This is a genomic window from Aminobacter sp. J41 (assembly GCF_000526635.1).
GTDB lineage: Bacteria > Pseudomonadota > Alphaproteobacteria > Rhizobiales > Rhizobiaceae > Aerobium.
Genome location: NZ_JAGL01000016.1, coordinates 32,986 through 57,041 on the forward strand (window position 1 = coordinate 32,986; position 24,056 = coordinate 57,041).

At 63.0% G+C, this 24,056-nt stretch carries 23 protein-coding genes; 15 read left to right on the top strand and 8 right to left on the bottom strand.

Features of this window, described 5'->3' with window-relative positions; translation table 11 throughout:
* The first annotated feature begins 227 nt into the window (after nt 1-227).
* The 7 genes from lptF to blaOXA all read left to right on the top strand — a co-directional run bounded on the left by lptF (nt 228) and on the right by blaOXA (nt 8,631).
* Entirely contained in the window at nt 228-1,424 is a 1,197-nt protein-coding gene (gene lptF, locus L630_RS0112185) for an LPS export ABC transporter permease LptF (RefSeq protein ID WP_024848534.1), read from the top strand.
* Entirely contained in the window at nt 1,421-2,503 is a 1,083-nt protein-coding gene (lptG, locus tag L630_RS0112190; protein WP_024848535.1) for an LPS export ABC transporter permease LptG, read from the top strand. The genes lptF and lptG overlap by 4 nt, the downstream gene beginning before the upstream one ends.
* A gap of 77 nt (nt 2,504-2,580) precedes the next feature.
* The gene (locus L630_RS0112195; protein WP_084465969.1) at nt 2,581-4,926 is read left to right on the top strand and encodes an LPS-assembly protein LptD; all 2,346 of its coding nucleotides are present in this window, start codon (nt 2,581-2,583) and stop codon (nt 4,924-4,926) included.
* Nucleotides 4,927-5,018: 92 nt separating this feature from the next.
* Nucleotides 5,019-5,951 carry a peptidylprolyl isomerase gene (locus tag L630_RS0112200; RefSeq protein WP_024848537.1) on the top strand — a complete coding sequence of 311 codons (933 nt, stop codon included), beginning with the start codon at nt 5,019-5,021 and terminating at the stop codon, nt 5,949-5,951.
* Between the two features lie 36 nt (nt 5,952-5,987).
* Entirely contained in the window at nt 5,988-6,983 is a 996-nt protein-coding gene (gene pdxA, locus L630_RS0112205; protein WP_024848538.1) for a 4-hydroxythreonine-4-phosphate dehydrogenase PdxA, read from the top strand.
* The gene (gene rsmA / locus L630_RS0112210; protein ID WP_024848539.1) at nt 6,980-7,825 is read left to right on the top strand and encodes a 16S rRNA (adenine(1518)-N(6)/adenine(1519)-N(6))-dimethyltransferase RsmA; all 846 of its coding nucleotides are present in this window, start codon (nt 6,980-6,982) and stop codon (nt 7,823-7,825) included. The genes pdxA and rsmA overlap by 4 nt, the downstream gene beginning before the upstream one ends.
* Nucleotides 7,822-8,631, top strand: a complete 810-nt coding sequence (gene blaOXA / locus L630_RS0112215) for a class D beta-lactamase (protein ID WP_024848540.1) — start codon at nt 7,822-7,824, stop codon at nt 8,629-8,631. Before rsmA ends, blaOXA begins: the two co-directional genes overlap by 4 nt.
* Before the next feature lie 19 nt (nt 8,632-8,650).
* Here the strand turns inward: blaOXA and gmk are convergent, their stop codons facing one another.
* The 7 genes from gmk to fabD all read right to left on the bottom strand — a co-directional run bounded on the left by gmk (nt 8,651) and on the right by fabD (nt 15,018).
* On the bottom strand, nt 8,651-9,307 hold the full coding sequence (gene gmk / locus L630_RS0112220) for a guanylate kinase (protein WP_024848541.1): 657 nt from the start codon (nt 9,305-9,307) through the stop codon (nt 8,651-8,653).
* A 3-nt stretch (nt 9,308-9,310) separates the two neighbouring features.
* Complete coding sequence (locus tag L630_RS0112225) at nt 9,311-10,198, bottom strand: YicC/YloC family endoribonuclease (protein ID WP_024848542.1); 888 nt, start codon at nt 10,196-10,198, stop codon at nt 9,311-9,313.
* A 29-nt stretch (nt 10,199-10,227) separates the two neighbouring features.
* Nucleotides 10,228-11,403, bottom strand: coding sequence for an endolytic transglycosylase MltG (mltG, locus tag L630_RS0112230; RefSeq protein ID WP_024848543.1), 1,176 nt, complete (start codon nt 11,401-11,403; stop codon nt 10,228-10,230).
* Nucleotides 11,404-11,502: 99 nt separating this feature from the next.
* On the bottom strand, nt 11,503-12,762 hold the full coding sequence (fabF, locus tag L630_RS0112235) for a beta-ketoacyl-ACP synthase II (RefSeq protein WP_024848544.1): 1,260 nt from the start codon (nt 12,760-12,762) through the stop codon (nt 11,503-11,505).
* A gap of 43 nt (nt 12,763-12,805) precedes the next feature.
* A complete protein-coding gene (locus L630_RS0112240) occupies nt 12,806-13,042 on the bottom strand; it encodes an acyl carrier protein (RefSeq protein WP_024848545.1) in 237 nt (78 codons plus the stop codon).
* A 237-nt stretch (nt 13,043-13,279) separates the two neighbouring features.
* Nucleotides 13,280-14,017, bottom strand: coding sequence for a 3-oxoacyl-[acyl-carrier-protein] reductase (gene fabG, locus L630_RS0112245; RefSeq protein ID WP_024848546.1), 738 nt, complete (start codon nt 14,015-14,017; stop codon nt 13,280-13,282).
* A gap of 59 nt (nt 14,018-14,076) precedes the next feature.
* Nucleotides 14,077-15,018 (bottom strand): ACP S-malonyltransferase, encoded by a 942-nt coding sequence (fabD, locus tag L630_RS0112250; protein ID WP_024848547.1) that lies wholly within the window; start codon nt 15,016-15,018, stop codon nt 14,077-14,079.
* A 422-nt stretch (nt 15,019-15,440) separates the two neighbouring features.
* Here fabD and rpsF point away from each other — a divergent pair, with 422 nt between their 5' ends.
* The 8 genes from rpsF (at nt 15,441) to purF (ending at nt 23,582) form a co-directional block, all read left to right on the top strand.
* Nucleotides 15,441-15,866 (top strand): 30S ribosomal protein S6, encoded by a 426-nt coding sequence (gene rpsF, locus L630_RS0112255; protein ID WP_024848548.1) that lies wholly within the window; start codon nt 15,441-15,443, stop codon nt 15,864-15,866.
* Nucleotides 15,866-16,114 carry a 30S ribosomal protein S18 gene (rpsR, locus tag L630_RS0112260; RefSeq protein WP_019170551.1) on the top strand — a complete coding sequence of 83 codons (249 nt, stop codon included), beginning with the start codon at nt 15,866-15,868 and terminating at the stop codon, nt 16,112-16,114. Before rpsF ends, rpsR begins: the two co-directional genes overlap by 1 nt.
* Before the next feature lie 190 nt (nt 16,115-16,304).
* Nucleotides 16,305-16,883 (top strand): 50S ribosomal protein L9, encoded by a 579-nt coding sequence (rplI, locus tag L630_RS0112265; RefSeq protein ID WP_024848549.1) that lies wholly within the window; start codon nt 16,305-16,307, stop codon nt 16,881-16,883.
* A 123-nt stretch (nt 16,884-17,006) separates the two neighbouring features.
* Nucleotides 17,007-18,302, top strand: a complete 1,296-nt coding sequence (locus L630_RS0112270) for a cyclopropane-fatty-acyl-phospholipid synthase family protein (protein WP_024848550.1) — start codon at nt 17,007-17,009, stop codon at nt 18,300-18,302.
* A 240-nt stretch (nt 18,303-18,542) separates the two neighbouring features.
* A complete protein-coding gene (locus L630_RS0112275; RefSeq protein ID WP_024848551.1) occupies nt 18,543-20,033 on the top strand; it encodes a replicative DNA helicase in 1,491 nt (496 codons plus the stop codon).
* A gap of 38 nt (nt 20,034-20,071) precedes the next feature.
* Entirely contained in the window at nt 20,072-21,469 is a 1,398-nt protein-coding gene (gene radA, locus L630_RS0112280; RefSeq protein ID WP_024848552.1) for a DNA repair protein RadA, read from the top strand.
* A 42-nt stretch (nt 21,470-21,511) separates the two neighbouring features.
* Complete coding sequence (locus L630_RS0112285) at nt 21,512-22,051, top strand: CvpA family protein (protein WP_024848553.1); 540 nt, start codon at nt 21,512-21,514, stop codon at nt 22,049-22,051.
* A gap of 61 nt (nt 22,052-22,112) precedes the next feature.
* The gene (purF, locus tag L630_RS0112290; RefSeq protein ID WP_024848554.1) at nt 22,113-23,582 is read left to right on the top strand and encodes an amidophosphoribosyltransferase; all 1,470 of its coding nucleotides are present in this window, start codon (nt 22,113-22,115) and stop codon (nt 23,580-23,582) included.
* Here the strand turns inward: purF and sugE are convergent, their stop codons facing one another.
* A complete protein-coding gene (gene sugE / locus L630_RS0112295; RefSeq protein WP_024848555.1) occupies nt 23,583-23,900 on the bottom strand; it encodes a quaternary ammonium compound efflux SMR transporter SugE in 318 nt (105 codons plus the stop codon). It lies immediately after the preceding gene.
* Nucleotides 23,901-24,056: the final 156 nt, after the last annotated feature.

The following is a 24,056-nucleotide window of genomic DNA, read 5'->3' on the forward strand; positions in this document are numbered from 1 at the left end:
AGTCGCCTTTTGAGCACGTTTGACAAGCCCGGCTCAAGCCTCGCGTTGCACAGAGGGCGTGTCGTTTCGTTAACCTTGTTTGTTGGCGATTTATTCGCCAAAGTCGATCACCTTGGCCTGCAAACAGGGTGTCGGGCGTTATCTCGGCGAAATCGGCTGCTGCGGGAACATGAAATTGCTCGCAGTCGGCCGCGTTTCCGCCAGCATGGACTGGATTATCGCGACGCATGAAAGTCGTCGAGTTCTACATATTGCGCCGCGCCACAGCGTATTTCGTCGCCACCCTGGTCTGGGTGCTCGCGATCGTCTGGACCACGCAGATCCTCGCCCGCCTGAACATCGTCACCACCAGCGGCCAGTCCGCGGCCACCTTCCTTGAACTCGCCGCACTGGTGCTTCCGTCAGTCATTCCGATCGTGCTGCCGTTCGCCGTCGGCATCGCCGTGGCGCAGACACTCTCGACGATGAACACCGATTCTGAACTCATCGTGATCAGTGCAGCGGGTGCCCCGCGCATCACGGTGATGCGGCCGATGCTGATCCTCGCGATCTTCGCCTGCATCGCATCTTTCGCCATCCAGAACGTCGTCGTTCCGCCGGCCCGCGAGCGCATCCGCTATCTCGTCGCCGAGGCGCGCGCGGACCTGATCTCGACCATCATTCAGGAAGGCACGTTCCAGAAGGTCGATGACGGCCTCTACATCCAGATCGGCGAGCGCCTGCCGGGCGGACTGCTTGGTGGCATCTTCGTTGCCGACAGTCGCGAGGAAGGGCTCGAACTCATCTACTACGCCAAGAACGGCGTGATGGTGGAACTGGGCGACGAACAAGTGCTGGTGATGCAGGACGGCGTCATCCACCGCAAAACCGCCGATGGCGTTTCGGTGATCCGCTACAAGTCCTACGCATTCGACCTGTCGGAGTTCAAGGCAAGCAGCAATTCCGAGCCGATCCTGTCGCCAAAGGATCGCTCCCTGCCCTACCTGCTCTCGCCCGATCCCAACGACCCATATTTCCAGGGCAAGCCGCTCTCATTCAGCGCCGAGCTGCACCGCCGCCTGACGGAATGGCTCTATCCGCTCGTCTTTGCGCTGATCGGCCTCGCCGTCGCCGGCGATTCCCGATCCTTCCGCGAGGCGCGCATCCACCCGCTGCTGACGACAATGACGATCGCCATGTTCGTGCGCTGGGGCGGCTTCTATTTCGAGAACCGAATCTCCAAGGACGCATCGGTCACCGCAGGCATCTATATCGTGCCGGCGCTGGCGATCGCGGTTGCGGCCTACTTCATCGCCACCAACAGGGTGTTGGAGTTGCCCACCTCAGTCATCGAAAAGATCGGCAACCTGTGGAGCCGCGCGCGGAGGCGAACTCTTTCCCTGCGCTCGGGCGTGCCCGCCGCGCGCACGGAGGGCCAACCATGATCGGCTTCACCCTGGGGCGCTACTTCTTCATGCGCTACCTCTCGATCACCTTCTGGTTCTTCCTCGGTGTCGCTGGTCTCGTCTTCATCATCAGCTTCACCGAATTTGCCGGCCGCGCCGGCGGTCTGCCGAACTACAGCGCGGGCTACGCGTTAGCATTCGCCGCGCTGCAGACGCCGATGATCATGCAGCAGGCAGTCCCGTTCATCTGCCTGATCTCCGGCATCGTGACCCTGGTGTCACTCAACCGCCGCTACGAACTGGTCGTGACGCGCTCGGCAGGCATTTCGGCCTGGCAGTTCCTGTTCCCGATCTGCCTCGCTGCGTTCTTCTGCGGGGTCCTGGCGCTTGCCGCTCTCAATCCGTTCGCGGCCTACGGCGTCGAGCGCAGCGAGAGCATCGAGACCAACTTGCGCGGCAATCAGCCGAAGGCGATGCCGGACACGCCGTGGATCAAGCAGCGCACCAGCGAAGGCGAGACGATCATCGGCGCGCAGTCTGCGCTCAACCTCGGTCTTGAACTGCACGGCGCGACCTTCCTGCGTATCAACCAGAACGGCGAGATCGGCGAGCGAATCGACGCGCGCGTCGCCCACCTGCGCGAAGGCCACTGGGAGCTGCTTGAAGCCACCCGTTATGGCGAAGGCGGACTGCCTGAGCATGTGGACATGCTCCAGGTTCCGACCAACCTCACACCGGAGTACGTGCTCGAGCGGCTCGCGAATCCGGAGTCGATTCCGTTCTATGAACTGCCGCGCAAGATCGCGGCGGCGCGCTCGTTTGGCCTCAGCGCCGACGCGTTCGCCATGCACTTCCACTCACTCGCGGCACTGCCCGCCCTGCTGGTAACCATGACTCTGATTGCAGCCACTGTTTCCATGCGTTTTGCGCGGATGGGCCAGTCCGTAACGATTATTCTGGGTGGCGTCCTCGCCGGCTTTCTGCTTTATGTCGTTTCTGTTTTAGTACAGGCATTTGGAAGCGCCGGATTCGTGCCGCCCATCGCTGCGGCGTGGTTTCCGGTGATAGTTGCGGGTTTCTTCGGGGTGACATTTCTCTTGTACAGGGAGGACGGCTAGTGAGGGGGGCGCTGGCGGCACAACGCAGCTCGGCCCGCAGGTTGCACCTTTGGGGAGCGACCGCACTGGCCTGCATCATGTCATGCGTCGTCCTTCCGGGCGTGTCCTTTGCGCAGGACATTGACCTGGTCGCCGCGACCGGGGTGTCGACCGACAGCGAAATGCTGCTCGAGGCGGACACGATCGTCTATGACCACGACCAGGCCACCGTCACCGCAGTTGGCGGCGTGCAGATCGACTACGACGGCTATCGCCTCGTGGCGCAGCGCGTTGCCTACAACCAGAACACGTCGCGCCTGATCGCCAGCGGTCGGGTCGAGATCGTCTCCCCGGACGGCACCAAGATCTACTCGGAAGAGATCGACATCACCGACGACTTCCGGGACGGCTTCGTCAACGCGCTGCGCGTGCAGACAGCCGACAACACCTATTTCGCCGCGGAGAACGCGGATCGACGCGAAGGCAACATCACGACCTTCACCCGCGGCGTCTACACCGCCTGCGAGCCTTGTGAGGAAAAGCCCGACCAGCCGCCGATCTGGCGCATCAAGGCGCAGAAGATCATCTGGAACGGCAAGGCAAAGACCGTCCGCTTCGAGAAGTCGCGCTTCGAGATGTTCGGCATGCCGCTGGCCTTCCTGCCGGCATTCGAGATTGCTGATCCGACGGTCAAGCAGAAGTCCGGCTTCCTGTTCCCGCGCTACAAGTCCGGCAGCCGTCTCGGCTATGGCGCTGAGGTTCCGTATTACTGGGCAGTGTCGCCGACGGCGGACCTGACCTTCAAGCCGGCCTGGTATTCGAAGCAAGGCTTCCTCGCGAACGCCGAGTGGCGCCAGAAGTTCGACAATGGCGAGTACTCGATCACGGTTGCCGGCATCCGCCAGCGCAGCCCGGAGGAGTTTTATACCTCGAATGACCCGACCGGTCTCTTTAGGTCGGACAACGAGAAGACCCGCGCGATGATCGGCACAAAGGGCCGGTTCCAGATCAATTCGCGCTGGACGGCCGGATGGGACATTCTTGCCCAGTCTGACAAGAACTTTGCCTATCGCTATGGCATCGACGGCTACGACCAGCACAGCCGGACGAACCAGATCTACCTGACCGGACTAAACGACCGGAACTATTTCGACCTGCGCGGCTATAAGTTCGACGTGCAGGAACAGGAGACCAACTTCAGTCGCGCAACGGGGGTGCAGAACCCGGACGCGCGTAATGCGCGTGACGCTCGCCAGCCGTGGGTCCTGCCCTCCTTCGACTATTCGTACATTCCGGATCAGAGCATTGCCGGGGGCGAGTTGTCGATCGACGTCAACTCGCAGAGCCTCTATCGCCGTCTTGCCGATTTCCCGGACAAGGATCCCGCAGCGAACAATGGCCGCCTTCCTGGCATTGAAGGCTGGTCTGGCCGCGTGACGGCCGAAGCCGAATGGAAGCGTTCGCTCATTGCGCCGGGCGGCCTGATGCTGACCCCGCTGCTGCATGCGCGCGGCGATGCAATCGGTGTCGACTTCCAGGGCGACTCACTTGATCGCATCAACGATCTTGGCGTCGCATCCGACATCCGCTCCGCCTACTATCGCGCTATGGCGACTGCTGGCCTCGAGGCACGCTGGCCGGTGCTGTTCTCGACCACCAGCTCCACCCACGTACTCGAGCCGATGGCGCAGATCTTTGCCCGTCCGAACGAGCCGCACGGCACCAGCCTCGGCATCCCGAATGAGGATGCGCAGAGCATGGTCTTCGACGCGTCGAACCTCTTCGAGCGCGACAAGTTCTCCGGCTACGACCGCATTGAGGGCGGCGTGCGCGCCAATGTCGGTCTGCGCTACTCGGGCAACTTCGACAATGGCTGGTCGGCGCACGGCCTGTTCGGCCAGTCGTTCCACCTCGCCGGCCGCAATCCTTACGCGCAGCTGGACTACGTGAATGTTGGCGCAGCCTCCGGCCTCGAGACGGCCCGCTCGGACTATGTCGGCTCCTTCGGCGTCGTCAGCCCGATTGGCTTCAACGCCAGCATCGGCGCCCGCTTCGATGAGGAAAGCTTCGAAGTTCGCCGCACGGATCTGACTGCGGGTTACGCATCGCGTCCGGTTTCGGTCTCGGCCGCCTACTCGTTCATCGAGAAGCAGCCTGACTACGGCTTTGCCGCGGACCGTCACGAGGTTCGTGGTTCGGCGTCGGTTCGCCTCCACGAGAACTGGCGCGTTTTCGGCAGCGGCACCTACGACATCACCAACGAGGTGATGGTCAGGAAGGCGATCGGCTTCGCCTACGACGATGAGTGCTTCTCGTACACGATCAGCGCGGCCGAATACATCAATCGCGACAACACGAGCGACAAGCGACGCACGTTGGGTTTCCAGATTTCCTTGCGTACGCTCGGGGATTTTGCGACATCCACCTCTATCAGCCAGAACTGACCCCCTTTGTGCGCGGGCGTCACGCTTTCGCCGCACAAAGGAGGCAGGGATCGTCACGATCCTTGCGTCTGGCACCACAGGAGACTTTTCGGATGAAAACGTTCGGCAGCGTCCTGCGCAGCACCACTCTCGCCTTGAGCCTTGCGCTCGCCGGGGCCGCAGTTCCGCTCATGGCGCCTGTCGCTCATGCCAGCGAGATCAAGTACATCGTCAACAACCAGCCCATCACAAGCTACGACATCCAGCGCCGCGCCGCCTTCCTGCGGTTGCAGAACCGTCGCGGCAACGTTCAGACTGCGGCTGCCGAGGAAATGATCGACCAGGCGGTGCGTATGGCGGAAGCCAAGCGCATGCGCATCAACATCTCCGACGACATGGTCGCCGGCGCCTACGAGCGCTTCGCCAAGTCGAACAACATGTCGGCCAAGCAGATGGACCAGATCCTCAATCAGGCCGGCGTAACCAAGGCTCACTTCCGCGAATACATTCGCGCTCAGATGGCATGGTCGCAGGTTCTGCAGCAGCGCTCGCAAGCTGGCCGCGTCAGCGAGCAGGACGCCGTGCAGCGCATGTTGCAGCAGGGCGGCAACAAGCCGTCGGCGACCGAGTACATGCTGCAGCAGGTGATCTTCGTCGTTCCGGCCAAGGAGCGCGGCAAATTGGGCGTGCGCAAACGCGAGGCTGAGGCACTGCGCCAGCGCTTCCAGAACTGCGCCACGACGCGCGAATTTGCCAAGGGCTTGATCGACGTCACCGTCCGCGACCTCGGCCGCATTTTGGAGCCGCAGCTGCCCCCCGACTGGGCAGAGCACATCAAGCAGACCAAGCCGGGCCAGGCCACGCGCGTGCGTGAAACCGAGCGCGGGGTCGAGTTCATCGGCGTCTGCAGCGCCCGCGAGGTTTCGGACGATAGCGTCGCCCAGATGGTGTTCCAATCCGAAAAGGGCGGTGGCGGCAGCCAGGACGACCAGTCGAAGAAGCTGACTGAGGAACTCCGCGCCAAGGCGCAGATCGTCCGTCGCTGATCGGCTTTCGGCCGGTCGTCTGCAAGGAGGCGCAGTTTGGGCTTGCTAGCGCTCACATCGGGCGATCCGGCCGGCATCGGGCCGGAGATCGCCCTCAAGGCATGGCTTGAGCGGGAGGAGCTGAACACTCCTGCATTCTATCTCCTCACCGATCCGGACGCTCTGCAGGCGCAGGCTGCCAAGCTTGGCCTGAAGGTGCCTGTCGAGACGACGACGCCTGAAAGCGCCGCCGATGTCTTCGCCAGGGCGCTTCCGGTCGTTCCGCTCAAGGCACGCTATGAGAACGAGCCGGGCGCACCGAGCGCGAACAATGCCGCTGGCATCATCGAGTCGATCGAGCGCGCGGTAGAACACGTCAACGCCGGTCGCGCCGATGCCCTCGTCACCTGCCCGATCGCAAAGAAGCCGCTCTACGACGCCGGTTTCCGCTATCCTGGGCACACCGAATTCCTCGGCCATCTCGCGGGCGGCGTGAAGCCGGTGATGATGCTTGCAGGACCAGAGCTGCGCGCAGTGCCGGTGACGATCCACATTGCGCTTTCCGAGGTTCCACAGATCCTCAAGACAGAGGAAATCGTCGAGACGGCCGCTGTAACCGCAGCCGACCTGCGCGAGAAGTTCGGTATAGACGAGCCGCGCGTCGCGATTTCCGGTCTTAACCCCCACGCGGGCGAAGGCGGGGCCATGGGGCGCGAGGAAATAGAGATCATCCAGCCGGCGATAGATGAGCTGCGCCGTCGCGGCATCAATGTGCGCGGGCCGCTGCCCGCCGACACGATGTTCCATCCGCAAGCGCGCGCGTCGTACGATGCGGCCGTCTGCATGTATCACGACCAGGCGCTGATCCCGGCCAAGGCGCTCGCCTTCGACGAGACGGTCAACGTCACCCTTGGCTTACCCTTCATCCGCACGTCGCCCGACCACGGCACGGCGTTCGACATCGCCGGCAAGGGCATCGCGCGGCCAGACAGCCTCGTCGCAGCGCTGAGGCTCGCCCGTTTCATGGCCGACAGGAAGGCGGCACGCGCATGAGCTTCGACGGATTGCCCCCGCTCAAGGACGTAGTCGACCGGTTCGAACTGCGCGCCAAGAAGAACCTTGGCCAGAACTTTCTGTTCGACCTCAACATCACCAACAAGATCGCCCGCTCGGCCGGGGACCTGACGAAGAGCACCGTCATTGAGGTCGGTCCCGGCCCGGGCGGCCTGACCCGCGCGCTTCTCGCCAACGGCGCTCATCGCGTCGTCGCTGTCGAGCGTGACGAACGCTGCCTGCCGGCGCTGGAGGAAATTTCCGCGCACTATCCCGGCCGACTTGAGGTGATTGCGGGCGATGCGATGGAGACGGATTTTGCGGCGCTGGCAAGCGGCGCAGAGAACGTGCGGATCGTCGCGAACCTGCCCTACAACATCGGCACCGAACTACTGATCCGCTGGCTAACCGGTCCGCAATGGCCACCGTTCTGGACCTCAATGACGCTGATGTTCCAAAAGGAAGTCGCGCAGCGCATCGTGGCGAAACCCGGCGATGACGCTTATGGTCGGCTGGGGGTACTAGCGGGCTGGCGCACGCGCGCCAACATCGTCTTTGACCTGCCGCCGCAGGCCTTCTCGCCGCCGCCGAAGGTCAATTCCGCCGTTGTGCACCTCGAACCGCGGGAAAAGCCTCTTGAGGCCAACGAGCGCACTCTTGCGAAGGTTACAGAGGCCGCTTTCGGCCAGCGCCGGAAAATGCTGCGGCAAAGCCTGAAGTCGCTCGGCGGCGAGGCGCTGCTGCAACAGGCGGATATCGAGCCGACCCGGCGCGCCGAGACTCTAAGCGTCGAGGAATTCGTTGCGTTGTCGCGACTGGTGGATGGGAAAACCGGCACATGAAGTTGATCTGCGGGATTGTCGTTGCCGTTCTGGGTTTCCTCGTTCCCGCAGCAGCCAGCGCCGCTACCCTCTGCACCGTGATCGCGGACGGAACCTCCGGAAAAGTCCTGCTCGAAGAAGGCGACTGCCGCACGCGCGTGACGCCTGCCTCCACCTTCAAGATCCCCCTTGCGGTGATCGGGTTTGACTCTGGCTTCCTCAAGGACGAGAACAACCCTGCCCTGCCCTTCAAAAAGGGTTATGCGGACTGGGGCGGGCCGGACTGGAAGCAGACCACCACGCCGGCGCGCTGGCTGAAACATTCGGTCGTCTGGTACTCGCAGCAGATTTCGCACGCTCTTGGCAAGGAAAGGCTTGCTGCCTACACGGCTGCATTCGGCTACGGCAATTCCGACTGGTCCGGCGACAAGGGAAAGGACAACGCGCTCGACCGCGCCTGGATCGGCTCGTCGCTGAAGATCTCACCGGCGGAACAGGTCGAGTTCCTTCGGCAACTCATGAACCGGCAGCTGCCGGTTTCCAGGGACGCCATGGACAAGACGGACCGGATCATCGAACGTTCGACCGCGGCCGGCTGGACGGTCGCCGGGAAAACCGGCTCGGCATTCCCGCGCAAGCGCGACGGATCTCTCGACCGCGCGCGCGGTTGGGGCTGGTATGTCGGCTGGGCCAAGAAGAATGGCCGCACGCTGGTCTTTGCCCGGCTAAATCAGGACGAGACGCTGATCCGCGCGCCGGGCGGCCTGAGGGCGCGAAAAGAATTCCTGGAAGGCTGGGACCAGCTTGTGAAGCGGCTGCCCGACTGAACAGGCAGCCTCCCAGTCGCTAACCGAGCTTCTCGTCCAGCAGGCCGGTGACGAAGTCGAACAGGCCCGGACGGCGGTCGCGGCGCAGGCGTTCGGCGGTGACGATTGCCCGCACCTCGGCAAACGCCTTCTGCAGATCCTCGTTGATGACGATGTAGTCGTAGTCGAGCCAGTGCTCGATTTCGGTGCGTGCGTTCTTGAGGCGCGCCTCAATCACCTCTTCCGCATCCTCAGCGCGCCGACGCAGGCGCTCCTTCAGTTCACGCATCGACGGCGGCAGGATGAAGATCGAGACGACATCGCCGCGCATCTTCTCGCGCAGCTGCTCTGCTCCCTGCCAGTCGATGTCGAACAGCATGTCGCGGCCTTCCGCGAGCGCGCGCTCGGCCGGCGCGCGTGGCGTAGCGTAGTAGTTGCCGTGGACCTCGGCCCACTCCAGCAACTCATCATTGTCGCGCATCAGCTCGAATTCGCGCTTGGTGCGGAAATGATAGTGATGGCCATCGATCTCGCTGCCGCGGCGCGCGCGCGTGGTGACGCTGACCGACAGCTCGAAGCCCTTGTCCTCTTCAAGCAGGCTGCGCGCAATGGTGGACTTGCCCGCGCCCGACGGCGACGACAGCACCAGCATCAACCCGCGCCTGCGGATTGTTGCGTTGAGCGGCGTATCGGCCATGATCTACTCCAAATTCTGCACTTGCTCGCGAAACTGATCGACGACCGCCTTCAGCTCCAGGCCGATGGCCGTAACAGAAGCTGCGTTCGATTTCGAGCAAAGCGTGTTCGTTTCACGATTGAATTCCTGGGACAGGAAGTCGAGCTTCCTGCCGATCGCTCCGCCGCCGGCGATGTGCGCGCGGCCAGCCGCAATATGCGTCTTGAGCCGGTCGATCTCCTCGCGGATGTCGGCCTTGGTCGCGAGAAACGCCGCCTCCATATGGAGCCGCGCCTCATCAAGTGGTGCGTTCGTCTCAAGCAGCAGTGCTACCTGCTCGGCCAAACGCTTGCGGATGGAAGCAGGCTCGCGCGAGGGGTCTGCCTCGGCACGCAGCGTCAGCGCCTCGATGGTATCGAGGTGGGCAAGGAGCACTTTCGCGAGTGCCTGGCCCTCGTTTTCTCGAGCCTGCTGCAGGCCGTCGAGAGCTTCATCCAGCGAAGCGAGAATCGCGGCATCGAGTGCGGCTCTGCTTTCCTCGTCTTCAAGCGTCTCCGGCGAATCCAACACTCCGCGCAGCGCGAGCAGGCCATCGGCAGTCGCGGGCGCCACGCCGAACTGCTCTTCCAGCCGCCTGGCGAGACCAGCGAGGTCCTTGAGAAAATCCTCGTTCACAACCGGCTGCGCCAGCGAGCCGGTGCGAGTGAGGTTCAGCGAAGCCTGAATGTTGCCGCGTGAAAATCGCTTCTGGATAGCGGGACGAACCGCCTGTTCGAGCCGCTCAAGACCGGCGGGCAGGCGCAAGCGAACCTCGAGCCCTTTGCCGTTGACCGACTTCAGTTCCCAGACGAAAACAGCACCGTTGTGCTCTCCGGCGGCCCGGCCGAAGCCGGTCATACTCTGCAAACTCATAACGCTACCCCCTGTCCCCGCCGACTAGCTTACTGTGCCGGAGTTTCTCCTCCCGACGACTGAGAAGCTGCAGCCCGCTCGCGTTCGATACGGCGCCAGCGCGCGACGTTTTCGTTGTGCTCTTCCAGTGTCTCGGCAAAGACGTGTCCACCCGACCCGTCCGCCACAAAATAAAGATCGTTGGTCTTCGATGGATTGGCGACCGCCTCCAGCGACGCGCGACCGGGGATCGCGATCGGTCCGGGCGGCAGGCGATCGATGACGTAGGTGTTATAGGGCGTCGGCTTCTCGATGTCCGAGCGATAGATCGGACGGTCTGACGGCTTGCCGTCGCCACCGAACAAACCATAGACGATGGTCGGATCGGACTGGAGCCGCATGCCCTTCTTGAGGCGGTTGATGAACACCGCTGCCACGCGCGAGCGCTCGTCGCCGCGGGCCGTCTCCTTCTCGACGATCGAGGCGAGCGTGACGAACTCGTTGATGTCGTTGATCGGCAAGCCCTCGGCACGGCGCGCCCAGATGCTTTCCACCAGCGCTTTCTGGTCGGCCATAAGGCGCTTGACGACTTCCTCGCGCTTCATGCCGCGCGTGAAGCGGATGGTGTCGGCAGCAATCCACCCCTCTCCCGGCAGTTCGGCAGGAAGATCGCCCTCAAGCTCCTCGACCTCGGCGATGCGCTTGAGCGCCTGCTTGACGGTAAGCCCCTCGGGAACGGTCACCGAATGCAGGATCGAGCGCCCACTCACCAGCAGGTCCATGATGTCGTGCATCGAAGCCGCTGCCGGAATGGCGTATTCGCCAGCCTTCAGCTTGCCGTCATTGCCGTAGGCACGCAGGCCAAGGCGGAAGATGCGCGCATCGGAGATAATGCCCTTGCGCTCAAGCAAATCGGCGATCTCACCGACGCCCGTCGAAGGACGGATCAGAATCGTGTCGGCGGCAGCGAGCGGGCCAGGGCCTTCAAATTCGGCCTTACCGTACCAGACGGCCGCGAATGCCGCGATCGCCACGAAGACGATCACCGACATGACGAAGTTCATGAAGACGACGAACTGGCTGCGCGAGCGGCGCGACCGTACCGGCGGCGGCGTACCGGCCTGCGGCCGCAGCGCTTCGCTTGCGGTTTTGGGCACTATCGGCTTCGCCGACGCGGGCGAAGGAGTCGCTGGCGAGGTACCCTGATCCGCGGAATCGGTCGTCATAGGCCTTGCGGCTCTCCATTGAAAAATAAGGTCCGAGTCGGTTCCCGAACCTAAGCCCGAATGTGGCAGAAATGGCGGCGCACCGCGCCGCCGAAGACGTTACGCAATGTAACGACGGAACACCAGAGACGCGTTGGTGCCACCAAAGCCAAACGAGTTGGACAGCGCCACATCGATCTGCCGCTGGCGCGGCTTGTGAGGAACCAGATCGATGGCCGTTTCACGCTCCGGATTATCGAGATTGATCGTCGGCGGAGCGATGTTGTCGCGGATTGCGAGGACCGAGAAGATCGCTTCCGCTGCACCGGCAGCACCGAGCAGGTGGCCGATCGCCGACTTTGTCGACGACATCGAGATCTTCGACGCCGCATCACCCACCAGCCGCTCGACTGCGCCGAGCTCGATGGTGTCGGCCATGGTCGAAGTGCCATGGGCGTTAATGTAATCGATATCCGACGGAGCAAGCCCTGCCCGCTTCAGCGCGTTGGTCATGCAGCGGAACGCACCGTCGCCATCCTCGGACGGAGCGGTGATGTGGTAGGCGTCGCCCGACAGACCGTAACCGACGACCTCGGCGTAGATCTTCGCGCCGCGTGCCTTGGCGTGCTCGAGTTCCTCGAGAACCACGACGCCTGCGCCCTCGCCCATGACGAAACCGTCACGGTCGCGGTCGTAAGGACGGGAAGCCCTGGTGGGCTCGTCGTTGCGCTCGGTGGACAGTGCGCGGCAGGCAGCGAAGCCAGCCAGCGACAGACGGGTCACCGGAGCTTCCGCACCACCAGCCACCATGACGTCTGCGTCGCCGAACATGATGAGGCGTGCGGCATCTCCGATGGCATGCGCGCCGGTCGAGCAGGCGGTGACGACTGCGTGGTTCGGGCCCTTCAATCCGTGGCGGATCGAGACGTGGCCGGAGACCAGATTGATGATGTTGCCCGGAATGAAGAACGGGCTGATGCGGCGCGGACCCTTTTCCTTCAGGATCATCGCATTCTCGGCGATGCCCTCGATGCCGCCGATGCCGGAACCGATCAGGACGCCGGTAGCCTCCTGCTCTTCCGTGGTCTGCGGCTTCCAGCCCGAATCGGCCAGCGCCATGTCTGCGGCGGCGATACCGTAGATGATGTAGTCGCCAACCTTGCGCTGCTCCTTCGGCTCCATGAAGTCGTCAGGATTGAACGCATTCTCCCCGCCGTCGCGAGGAATGACGTGGGCGATCTTGCAAGCAAGATCGTCCACCTCAAATGTCTCAACGCGACGCGCCGCGCTCTTTCCGGCCAGAAGCTCTTTCCAAGTGTGCTCTGCTCCGACGCCAAAAGGCGACAGCAGGCCCACGCCAGTGACGACAACTCGTCTCATAGCTCGACGCTCAGGTCTGTTTCAGTGCGGCGCGGACGCGAGATCAGGCCGAGGCCTTCTCGATGAACTTGACGGCGTCGCCGACGGTCAGGATCGTCTCAGCGGCATCGTCCGGGATCTCAACGCCGAACTCTTCTTCGAAAGCCATGACCAGCTCGACGGTGTCGAGGCTGTCTGCGCCGAGGTCGTCGATGAAGCTCGCGCCTTCGGTGACCTTGTCGGCATCGACGCCCAGATGCTCGACAACGATTTTCTTGACGCGTTCTGCGGTATCGCTCATTTGCAAACCCTCGACTTCTGAAAGTTGATGGAACTTCGTTAACGGCACGATTGCCGGTAATCAAGATGAAAGATCGGAGCAGAGGCGGCCCATAAACCCGTTTTCTTGTGGTTAGTTCCGCCGATCAGGCTGCTGCCAGACTGCTCCTGGAGATGGTTATCTACCCTCTGCTGCGGCGCCCGATACCAGAAACGGTAACGGGAACCAAGGCAAAAAGACGTCCCTCCGTGCTGATCCTCAGATCATCGCCATGCCACCGTTGACGTGAAGCGTCTGACCGGTGACGTAGCCGGCCTCGTTGGAGGCAAGATACAGCACTGAGGCGGCGATGTCCTCGCCCGTGCCCATCTTGCGCATCGGGATGGCGCCCATGATCGCCTCCTTCTGCTTCTCATTGAGCTTGTCGGTCATGGCCGATTCGATGAAACCCGGCGCAACGCAGTTCACGGTGACGTTGCGGGTCGCGATTTCCTGGGCCAGCGACTTCGAGAAGCCGATCAGGCCGGCCTTGGAGGCGCAGTAGTTCGCCTGGCCTGGATTGCCGGTCACGCCGACCACCGAGGAGATGTTGATGATGCGGCCGAAGCGGCGGCGCATCATCGGGTGGGTCAGCTCGCGGGTCAGACGGAAGACGGCGCTCAAATTGACGTTGATTACCGCGTCCCAGTCATCGTCCGACATCCGGACGAACAGGCCGTCGCGGGTGATTCCCGCGTTGTTGACGAGGATGTCGACGCCCTCAAGCTCAGCCTCGGCCTTCTGACCGAGTGCTTTGACCTCATCCTTATCGGAGAGGTTTGCCGGGAAGATCTTCACGCGGTCGCCGAGCTCTGAAGCCAGCGCCTCGAGCTTCTCGACGCGGGTGCCGTGCAGGCCGACGGTCGCGCCAGCGGAATGGAGCACACGTGCAACGGCTTCGCCAATGCCGCCGGTTGCACCGGTAATGAGCGCCTTGCGGCCGGTCAGATCGAACATCTTTCTAATCCCTTCGTGATCGGGCCCACTCCCCTGCTAAGGGAGCGCCGCCGGAAGCATCAGGCCAGTTCGGCGAGAACGGCGTCGATATCGCTCGCCGTGCCGATATTGGCGGTCGCGATGTTGCGGTCAATACGCCGCGCGAGGCCCGTCAGGACCTTGCCGGAGCCGACTTCATAAAGCGTGGTCACGCCGTTGGCGCCGAACCACTCGACGGTCTCGCGCCAGCGCACGCGGCCGGTGACCTGCTCAACAAGACGGGCGACGATGTCCTGCGGGTCGGTGATCGGCGAAACGGTCACGTTTGCCACAACCGGAACGACCGGCGCGTTTACCGTTACCTTCGACAGGGCTTCGCGCATTGCGTCTGCGGCCGTCTGCATCAGCGCCGAATGGAAGGGCGCGGAGACCTGCAGCATCAGCGCGCGCTTGGCGCCCTTTTCGGTGCAGATGCGAGCGGCGTGCTCGACGGCAGGCTTCGCGCCGGAGATCACCAGCTGGCCACCGCCATTGTCGTTGGCGATCTGGCAAACAGAGCCCTGCGCGGCCTCGGCACACGCGGCCTCGACCTGATCCTGCTCGAGGCCGATGATCGCGGCCATCGCGCCCTCGCCCACCGGAACAGCTGCCTGCATGGCATTACCGCGGATGCGCAGGAGACGCGCGGTATCGCCGATCGAGAACGCACCGGCAGCGGCGAGCGCCGAGTATTCGCCAAGCGAGTGGCCGGCAACGTAGGTGACCTTGTCCTTCAGCGAGAAGCCGCGCGCTTCAAGCACGCGGATCGCGGCCAGCGAAACAGCCATCAGCGCCGGCTGCGCGTTGGCAGTCAGCGTCAGCTCATCTTCAGGACCTTCCCACATCAGCGTGGAAAGCTTCTGGCCCAGCGCATCGTCAACTTCGGCGAATACGGCACGGGCTTCCGGGAAGGCATCGGCAAGATCCTTGCCCATCCCCACGGCCTGGCTACCCTGGCCCGGAAAGGTAAAGGCGATCGTCATGACGGCGTTTCTCCAGCCTGTTGTCGAGCGAGCGTGTGGCGCAAGGAGCCAGTGAGGTCAAGGCCGCAATGCAACGTCGGCGCGGCTTGTCCCAGCGCATTTCGCCTCCGCAGGTTCCCTTTGGATGAGTTTTCTGGCTGTTTATTGACGCAGATGTCCCTTTCGATGGCGGGGCAAACTTGCGTTCGGCGCAAAAACCTGTATAGACGCCCGCAATCTGCCGGTCCCAGCTGGGGGCTGAACGGAGGGCTGTTGCCGTTTCGAATAGAGGCGGCCACATGTGAGGGCAAGTCTCTCCGCCTCCCGTGTCTCCGCTCTCGACCGTCTCGTCATGCTCCTTTCTTCGGCCGCTTCGCGGACAAGAGAAGTTGCAGAGGCTTAGCCGCCGGGCCCGACAGAGAAACGAAGAAAGGCAAGAGAATATGGCTCTTTACGAACACACGTTCCTTGCCCGGCAGGATCTCTCCGCGCAGCAGGTCGAAGCCCTTGTCGAGCAGTACAAGGCAGTGATCGAATCGCTGGGCGGCACGGTTGGCCGGGTTGAGAACTGGGGACTGAAGTCCCTCACTTACCGCATCAACAAGAACCGCAAGGCGCACTACACGCTCATGGACATCTCGGCTCCGGCCGCTGCCATCCAGGAGCTCGAGCGCCAGGAGCGTCTGTCGGAAGACGTCCTCCGCTTCCTGACCGTCCGCGTCGAAGCGCACGAGGAAGGCCCGTCGGCAATGATGCAGAAGCGCGATGACCGTGAGCGTGAAGGACGCTTTGGCGACCGTCCTCGCTTCGGCGATCGTGATCGTGGTCCGCGCCGTCCGCGCGAACAGGCTGAAGGAGCAGCGGAATAATGGTCGACATCAACCAGATCCCGACTCGGCGTCCGTTCCACCGCCGCCGCAAGACCTGCCCGTTCTCCGGCGCGAACGCACCGAAGATCGACTACAAGGACGTCCGTCTGCTGCAGCGCTACATCTCGGAGCGCGGCAAGATCGTTCCGTCCCGCATCACGGCTGTCAGCCAGAAGAAGCAGCGCGAGCTCGCCAAGGCGATCAAGCGCGCCCGCTTCCTCGGCCTGCTTCCGTACGTCGTGAAGTAAGACTTTCCGGGGCGGCTCTCCGCCCCGGCTTCCACCCTCGCGGTCGGCGCGTCGGTGTGATCCTCAAAATCCGAGTTGGGCCGCATGGCCCTAACTGCCAACGCGGCAGGACAGCGACCCGGGCACCCTGCCCCACTTGATGTCCTGCCTTTCATGTCCTGGCCGCAAGCGGCCATGAAGGAGCAAGACAATGCAGGTTATTCTTCTCGAGCGTATCGCACGCCTTGGTCAGATGGGCGACACCGTCCGCGTCAAGGACGGTTTTGCACGCAACTACCTTCTGCCGCAGGGCAAGGCGCTCCGTGCGACCGAAGCCAACATGAAGAAGTTCGAGGCTCAGCGTGCCCAGCTCGAAGCCCGCAACCAGGAGCGCAAGGCCGAGGCTTCCAAGGTCGCCGAAGGTCTCGACGGCAAGAGCTTCGTCATCATCCGCTCGGCTGGTGAAACCGGCCAGCTTTACGGCTCGGTCTCGACCCGCGACATCGCCGACCTGCTGGTCGCCGAGGGCTTCAACGTTTCGCGCAACCAGGTTGAGCTGAACCACCCGATCAAGGCGATCGGCATCTCCGACATCGTCGTTTCGCTGCACCCGGAAGTCCAGGTCACGATCCAGCTGAACATCGCCCGTACGGCTGAGGAAGCCGAGCGTCAGGCAGCCGGCGAGAAGCTCGATTCGGCTGAGGCCATCTACGGCGAGGACATCAACGAGAACGCACGTCCTGAGTCGTTCTTCGATCCGAACGCCGAAGGCTTCGAAGACGAAGAATAAGAATTCGCCGCTTGGCGGTGAGTGCAGGCTCGTCCGGGTAACCGGGCGGGCCTTTTGTTTTCGAACCTTTTTTCTCCGCCGAAGTTGTGCAAGCATGGAGCTTGTTGTTCGGAGGCGGAGGACATGAACCGTTTACTTCATGGTGTCGTCGAGCGGCTGGTTCGTACCGGAAATCTTTCTCTCACGTATCCGGACGGTACGACTGAACACTTTGGGGACGGCACCGGCCAGCGTATCCACGTTGCCATCAAGACCAAGCACGCACAGCGCGCGATCTTGTTCGATCCCTGGCTCGCGGTGCCTGAAGCCTACATGGACGGCGAACTGGAAATCCTAGAGGGCGACGTCCTCTCGTTCCTGAAGATCGCCTATGAGAACATGGGGCCGTGGAGTTACGGCAACGCGTGGGCCAAGGCGCTGGAAAGCGTCCGTGTCGCCCTGCGCCGCTTCCACCAGATCAACACCGCGCACCGGTCACGCAAGAACGTCGAACACCACTACGACCTGTCGCGCGAGTTCTACCGCCTCTTCCTCGACGAGGATATGCAATACTCCTGCGCCTATTTCGAGCGGCCCGACATGACGCTCGAGGAAGCGCAGCTCGCCAAGAAGCGCCACCTGGCAGCGAAGCTCGACCTGAAACCCGGCCAGCAAGTACTCGACATCGGTTCGGGCTGGGGCGGCCTTGGCCTCTACCTTGCCCAGAATTTCGACGTCGACGTCCTTGGCGTCACGCTCTCCACCGAACAGCACGCGGTGGCCACCGATCGCGCGCACGACCTCGGCCTTGATCGCCACGTCCATTTCGAGCTTCGCGACTATCGCAGCCTGCAGGAGCGGTTCGACCGCATCGTTTCGGTCGGCATGTTCGAGCATGTCGGTGTCAATCACTACCGCACCTTCTTCGAGAAATGCGCGTCGCTGCTCAAGCCCGACGGCGTGATGGTGCTGCACTCGATCGGTCGCGCCGGCCCGCCCGCCGCGACCAATGCCTTTATCCGCAAGCACATCTTCCCGGGCGGCTATATCCCTGCCCTTTCCGAGGTGCTGCCACACATCGAAAAGGCCGGCCTGTTCGTCACCGACACGGAGATCCTGCGGATCCACTACGCCGAGACGCTGCGTCACTGGCGCGAGCGCTTCATGGCGAACCGCGACAAGGTGATCGAGATCTATGACGAGCGCTTCGCTCGGATGTGGGAATTCTACCTCGCAGGCTCCGAGGCCGCGTTCCGCTGGCAGGACATGATGGTGTTCCAGCTGCAGCTTTCGCCACGCAACGACACCCTGCCGCTGACACGCGACTACATCACCCTCGCCGAGAAGGAGATCGCCAAGCGCGATGGCGCTGCCCCAAGCGGGGGAGCCCCGGCTGCGGCATCTTCGGCGAAGGGGAAAAAGGTGACGGGAAAGGGCTGATCGCCCCTTAACCGGGACGGGCTGCGCGGCTATGCTCCCGCCGCAAACGGGTCAAGCGCGAATCAGTGACTCGCTCCATCGAGCTGTGAACTTCTGTGGATCACGGTAGCGATCTGGGGCGTGTCCAAAGCTCCGGTAGCTTGGTGCTTTGAATGTCCGCCCATGCGGTCTAGGACTGTTTCGGAGATGATGCCGGAGCCAGTCTCGCGTGCCGGCCCGACAATGGCAATTGGAACCGGCATGGCGGAAGCAGCACGCAAATTCAGCTCAGCGGAGACGCCTCTCTATCGTGAGGCGCCCAATAACATCGAAGCCGAGCAGGCTCTCCTCGGTGCTATCCTTGTCAACAACGACGCGTTCTATCGCGTCTCGGACTTCCTGAAGCCGACTCACTTCTACGAGCCGCTTCACCGCAAGATCTACGAAGTCGTCTCGGACCTGATCCGGATGGGCAAGATGGCCAATCCGGTGACGATCAAGACGTTCCTGCCCGCCGACGAGAAGGTCGGCGACATGACAGTCGCGCAGTACCTTGCACGCCTCGCGGCAGAGGCCGTCACCGTCATCAATGCGAGCGATTATGGTCGTGCGATCTACGACCTCGCAACGCGCCGCGCGCTGATCCAGGTTGGCGAGGACATGGTCAACATCGCCTATGATGCGCCTGTCGACATGTCCCCGTCCGACCAGATCCAGGACGCGGAACGCCGCCTGTTCGAGCTCGCCGAAAGCGGACGCTATGACGGCGGCTTTGAAAGCTTCTCCGACGCGCTCAAGACCGCGATTGATATGGCAAGCGCGGCCTACATGCGCGACGGCCATCTGTCGGGCATCTCGACCGGCCTGCATGACCTCGACGCCCGCATGGGCGGCCTGCAGCCTTCGGACCTTATTGTCCTCGCCGGCCGTCCGGGTATGGGTAAGACGTCGCTTGCGACCAACATCGCCTTCAACATTGCTGCGGCCTATGAGCCGGAGCAGCAGGCAGACGGCTCGTTCAAGGCCAAGAACGGCGGCGTGATCGGCTTCTTCTCGCTGGAAATGTCGGCAGAGCAGCTGGCAACGCGTATCATTTCCGAGCAGGCGGAAGTGCCTTCGTCGAAGATTCGCCGCGGTGATCTCACCGAGGCCGACTTCGAGAAGCTGGTCAGTTGCACCCAGACGCTGCAGAAGATCCCGCTCTACATCGACTCGACCGGTGGCATCTCCATCGCGCAGCTTGCGGCACGTTCGCGCCGCCTCAAGCGCCAGCGCGGCCTCGACGTCCTGGTGATCGACTATATTCAGCTCATGCAGGGCTCGTCCGCGCGAGCCTCGCAGAACCGCGTGCAGGAAATCACTGAAATCACCACCGGCCTCAAGGCGCTGGCGAAGGAGCTGTCGGTTCCGATCATCGCGCTCTCCCAGCTGTCGCGTCAGGTGGAATCGCGTGACGATAAGCGCCCGCAGCTCTCCGACCTTCGTGAATCGGGCTCGATCGAGCAGGACGCGGACGTCGTGCTGTTCGTGTATCGCGACGAGTACTACCTGCAGAACAAGCAGCCCGAGGAAGGCACCCCCGAATACGAGGAATGGCGCCTCAAGTACGAGCGCGCCAAGGGCAAGGCGGAAGTCATCATCGCCAAGCAGCGTCACGGTCCTACGGGCACCGTCGAACTCGCCTTCGAGGGCCAGTACACCCGCTTCTCGGATCTGGCGGACGAAGACCGTCTGCCCGAGCGCTTTGAGTAGTGCCTTGAGAAGCTGGTCGTTCCAGTCGACGCGCGCCCATGGCTAAGTCGCGCACGCAATTCATCTGCCAGAACTGCGGCACGGTTCACGCCCGCTGGGCTGGAAAGTGCGACGCGTGCGGCGAATGGAACACGCTGATCGAGGAAGGCACGTCCAGTGGCATCGGCGCCGGGCCTTCAAGCCTGCGTAGTGCGCGCAAGGGCCGGCCGGTAGCACTCACAACCCTCTCGGGCGAGATCGAGGAAGCGCCACGCATCGTCTCCGGTATCAGCGAGCTGGACCGCGCGACGGGAGGCGGCTTCGTGCGCGGTTCGGCGCTGCTGATCGGCGGCGATCCAGGTATTGGCAAGTCGACCCTGCTGACGCAGGCCGCGGCTGCGCTCGCATTGCGCGGTCATCGCGTCGTCTACGTCTCCGGTGAGGAGGCGGTAGCGCAGATCCGTCTGCGCGCGCAGCGGCTCGGCGCCGACAAAACGCCGGTCGAACTCGCGGCGGAGACGAATGTCGAGGACATTCTGGCGACGGTTGCCGAAGGCAAGCGCCCGGACCTCCTGATCCTCGACTCGATCCAGACCCTGTGGACCGACATGGCCGATTCCGCCCCTGGCACAGTGACGCAGGTGCGCGCGGCATCGCAGGCGATGATCCGCTATGCAAAATCGACCGGTGCCGCGGTCGTTCTCGTCGGCCACGTCACCAAGGAAGGCCAGATCGCCGGCCCGCGCGTGGTCGAGCACATGGTCGACGGCGTGCTCTATTTCGAGGGCGAAGGCGGCCACCACTATCGCATCCTGCGGACGGTGAAGAACCGCTTCGGCCCAACCGACGAAATCGGCGTCTTCGAGATGTCCGACCGAGGCCTGCGTGAAGTCGCCAACCCGTCTGAACTCTTCCTTGGCGAGCGCAGTGCAGCCGCGCCCGGCGCAGCAGTCTTCGCCGGCATGGAAGGCACGCGGCCGGTGCTGGTGGAAATCCAGGCGCTGGTTGCCCCCTCGCCGCTCGGCACGCCGCGCCGAGCCGTGGTTGGCTGGGATTCCTCGCGCCTGTCGATGGTGCTGGCGGTGCTGGAAGCCCATTGTGGCGTCCGCTTCTCGCAGCACGACGTCTACCTCAATGTCGCAGGCGGCTACCGGATCACCGAGCCGGCAGCGGATCTTGCCGTTGCGGCAGCTCTGGTTTCGTCGCTCACCGGTCTTGCCCTTCCAGCCGATTGCGTTTATTTCGGCGAAATCAGCCTTTCGGGGGCGATACGGCCAGTCGCACACGCCCAGCAGCGCCTGAAAGAGGCGGAAAAGCTGGGTTTCGCAAGGGCGGTGATGCCGCCCTCGAATGGTGACGAGCCAGGTGGCGGCGCGCGGGGAAACTTTCAGCCGTCTACGCTTTCGGAACTCGTCGCGCGGATCGCCGGAGCGCGTGCGCGGGACGCAGATGGTTGATGAAACTGGCGGCGCATGCGCCATGATGGAGTGACAGCTCGAATGCCAATCACCCTGCTGGACGGTATCCTCGTCGGCTTCACGCTGGTTTCCGCCATGCTGGCGATGGTCCGCGGATTTTCCCGCGAGGTTCTGTCGATCGCGTCATGGGTGGCTGCGGCCGCTGCGGCATATTTCTTCCACCCCATTGTTCTGCCTTACGTTCAGCCCTACATAGACCACGCACAGGTACAGCTCGCCGTCGCGGCAGCCATCGTGTTCTTCGTCGCGCTGATCGTGGTGACCATTATCACCATGAAAATCGCCGACTTCATCATCGATTCGCGCATCGGCGCGCTCGATCGCACGCTTGGCTTCCTTTACGGCGCTGCCCGTGGCGTGCTGGTGGTTGCAGTGGGCCTGCTTTTCTTCTCGTGGCTCGTCGGACCGAACGCCCCGACATGGATTTCCGAGGCGAAGTCGCTGCCGCTGCTGGAAGGTGTGGGAGACTGGCTGGAAAGCATCCTGCCGGACGACCCGGAAAACTCCATCCTTGATCGTATCAAGGGAGATGGCGCAGGCGAAGCGCCAGCCGAGAACTAGGACCAGTCCCCAAAGGGACAAGAACACAACGCACATAGAGCGGTATGAAGGGCGCAGACCAATGGCTGACGCAGACGATACTCCGTTTTCCTCAGGTGCCGACGACCGCTTTCATGACGAATGCGGCGTTTTCGGCATCTTCGGCAGGCCCGACGCGGCAGCCATCGTAACGCTGGGACTGCACGCGCTGCAGCACCGCGGACAGGAGGCGGCGGGCATCGTCTCCTTTGACGGCCACAAGTTCTTCGTCGAGCGGCACATTGGCCTGATCGGTGACAACTTCACCAAGCAGTCGGTCCTCGACCGCCTCAAAGGCAACCGCGCTATCGGCCATACCCGCTACGCGACCACCGGCGGCGCCAGCATCCGCAACATCCAGCCGCTGTTCGCCGAACTCGCCGAAGGCGGCATCGCCGTTGCCCACAACGGCAACCTCACCAACGCGATGACGGTGCAGCGCGCACTGCAGAAGCAGGGCGCGATCTTCACCTCGACCTCCGACACCGAGACGATCCTCCACCTCATCGCCATGAGCCGTGAGGCGGACATCAACTCGCGTTTCATTGATGCTGTCCGTCAGATCGAAGGCGCCTTCTCGCTGGTCGCGCTGACCGCGAAGAAGATGATCGGCTGCCGCGATCCGCTCGGCATCCGCCCTCTAGTGCTCGGTGACCTCGACGGCGCCTGGATCCTCGCGTCGGAAACCTGCGCGCTCGACATCATCGGCGCCCGCTTCGTCCGCGACATCGAGCCGGGCGAGATGGTGGTCATCACCAGCAAGGGAATCGAGAGCTTCTATCCGTTCGAGAAGCAGAAGGCGCGGTTCTGCATCTTCGAATACGTCTACTTCGCCCGCCCCGACTCCACGATCGAGGGCCGCAACGTCTACACGGTGCGCAAGCAGATCGGCGTTGAACTCGCCCGCGAGAACCCGGTCGACGCAGACATCGTCGTTCCGGTTCCGGATTCGGGCACGCCCGCTGCCATCGGCTTCAGCCAGGCCTCGGGGATTCCGTTCGAACTCGGCATCATCCGCAACCACTACGTGGGCCGCACCTTCATCCAGCCTGGCGACTCCATCCGTCACATGGGCGTGAAGCTGAAGCACAACGCCAACCGCAAGATGATCGAAGGCAAGCGCGTCGTCCTCGTTGACGACTCGATCGTTCGTGGCACCACCAGCCAGAAGATCGTGCAGATGGTGCGCGACGCCGGCGCCCGCGAGGTGCACATGCGCATCGCGTCGCCTCCGACCCGCGCCTCGTGCTTCTACGGCGTCGACACGCCGGAGAAGTCGAAGCTGCTCGCCTCGCGGATGACCGTCGAGGAAATGGCCGACTTCATCCGTGTCGATTCGCTCGGCTTCCTGACGATCGACGGTCTCTACCGCGCGGTCGGCGAGGCAGCCCGCGACAACGCGCTGCCCCAGTACTGCGACGCCTGCTTCACAGGCGAGTACCCGACTCGCCTTGCCGACATGGAAGGTTCGGAAAACGTCCGCACCCTGTCGCTGCTGGCCAGCAACTCCTGATCAGGGCGATACCAGCTTAAGGCCGATGATGCCGGCCGCAATCATGACGATGCAGAGAATGCGCATGATTTCGGCCGGCTCAGAAAACAGCAGGATGCCGAGGATCGCGGTGCCGATGGTGCCGATGCCGGTCCAGATGGCATAAGCCGTGCCGAGCGGCAGCGTGCGCAGGGCAAGGCCCAACAAAAACAGGCTCACGCCCATTGCGCCGACGGTGAACAAGCTCGGTACGAGCTTCGAGAATCCGTGGGTGTATTTGAGGCCGACCGCCCAGGCCACTTCGAACAATCCGGCGAAAAACAGATAAATCCAGGCCATTGCCCGTCTCCTTTGAGGAGATGGGGCCGTCCCCATCTGTTGTCCGAAGACCGGGTCGTCCCGGCCGGGCAGATATGGGACGCACCGTCAGGAAGGTCAAGCGGGTTCCCCTCCCGCCCCGATTAGGCTAAGTCGGCTCGTGAACTGGCCGAAGCG

Coding starts and splice junctions, on each gene's coding strand:
- blaOXA (WP_024848540.1), top strand. CDS start 7,822: ATGAAGTTGATCTGCGGGATTGTCGTTGCCGTTCTGGGTTTCCTCGTT.
- gmk (WP_024848541.1), bottom strand. CDS start 9,307: ATGGCCGATACGCCGCTCAACGCAACAATCCGCAGGCGCGGGTTGATG.
- L630_RS0112195 (WP_084465969.1), top strand. CDS start 2,581: ATGTCATGCGTCGTCCTTCCGGGCGTGTCCTTTGCGCAGGACATTGAC.
- lptG (WP_024848535.1), top strand. CDS start 1,421: ATGATCGGCTTCACCCTGGGGCGCTACTTCTTCATGCGCTACCTCTCG.
- L630_RS0112225 (WP_024848542.1), bottom strand. CDS start 10,198: ATGAGTTTGCAGAGTATGACCGGCTTCGGCCGGGCCGCCGGAGAGCAC.
- purF (WP_024848554.1), top strand. CDS start 22,113: ATGGCTGACGCAGACGATACTCCGTTTTCCTCAGGTGCCGACGACCGC.
- mltG (WP_024848543.1), bottom strand. CDS start 11,403: ATGACGACCGATTCCGCGGATCAGGGTACCTCGCCAGCGACTCCTTCG.
- radA (WP_024848552.1), top strand. CDS start 20,072: ATGGCTAAGTCGCGCACGCAATTCATCTGCCAGAACTGCGGCACGGTT.
- lptF (WP_024848534.1), top strand. CDS start 228: ATGAAAGTCGTCGAGTTCTACATATTGCGCCGCGCCACAGCGTATTTC.
- fabG (WP_024848546.1), bottom strand. CDS start 14,017: ATGTTCGATCTGACCGGCCGCAAGGCGCTCATTACCGGTGCAACCGGC.
- rpsR (WP_019170551.1), top strand. CDS start 15,866: ATGGTCGACATCAACCAGATCCCGACTCGGCGTCCGTTCCACCGCCGC.
- rsmA (WP_024848539.1), top strand. CDS start 6,980: ATGAGCTTCGACGGATTGCCCCCGCTCAAGGACGTAGTCGACCGGTTC.
- rpsF (WP_024848548.1), top strand. CDS start 15,441: ATGGCTCTTTACGAACACACGTTCCTTGCCCGGCAGGATCTCTCCGCG.
- L630_RS0112200 (WP_024848537.1), top strand. CDS start 5,019: ATGAAAACGTTCGGCAGCGTCCTGCGCAGCACCACTCTCGCCTTGAGC.
- sugE (WP_024848555.1), bottom strand. CDS start 23,900: ATGGCCTGGATTTATCTGTTTTTCGCCGGATTGTTCGAAGTGGCCTGG.
- L630_RS0112240 (WP_024848545.1), bottom strand. CDS start 13,042: ATGAGCGATACCGCAGAACGCGTCAAGAAAATCGTTGTCGAGCATCTG.
- L630_RS0112275 (WP_024848551.1), top strand. CDS start 18,543: ATGGCGGAAGCAGCACGCAAATTCAGCTCAGCGGAGACGCCTCTCTAT.
- L630_RS0112285 (WP_024848553.1), top strand. CDS start 21,512: ATGCCAATCACCCTGCTGGACGGTATCCTCGTCGGCTTCACGCTGGTT.
- fabF (WP_024848544.1), bottom strand. CDS start 12,762: ATGAGACGAGTTGTCGTCACTGGCGTGGGCCTGCTGTCGCCTTTTGGC.
- fabD (WP_024848547.1), bottom strand. CDS start 15,018: ATGACGATCGCCTTTACCTTTCCGGGCCAGGGTAGCCAGGCCGTGGGG.
- L630_RS0112270 (WP_024848550.1), top strand. CDS start 17,007: ATGAACCGTTTACTTCATGGTGTCGTCGAGCGGCTGGTTCGTACCGGA.
- rplI (WP_024848549.1), top strand. CDS start 16,305: ATGCAGGTTATTCTTCTCGAGCGTATCGCACGCCTTGGTCAGATGGGC.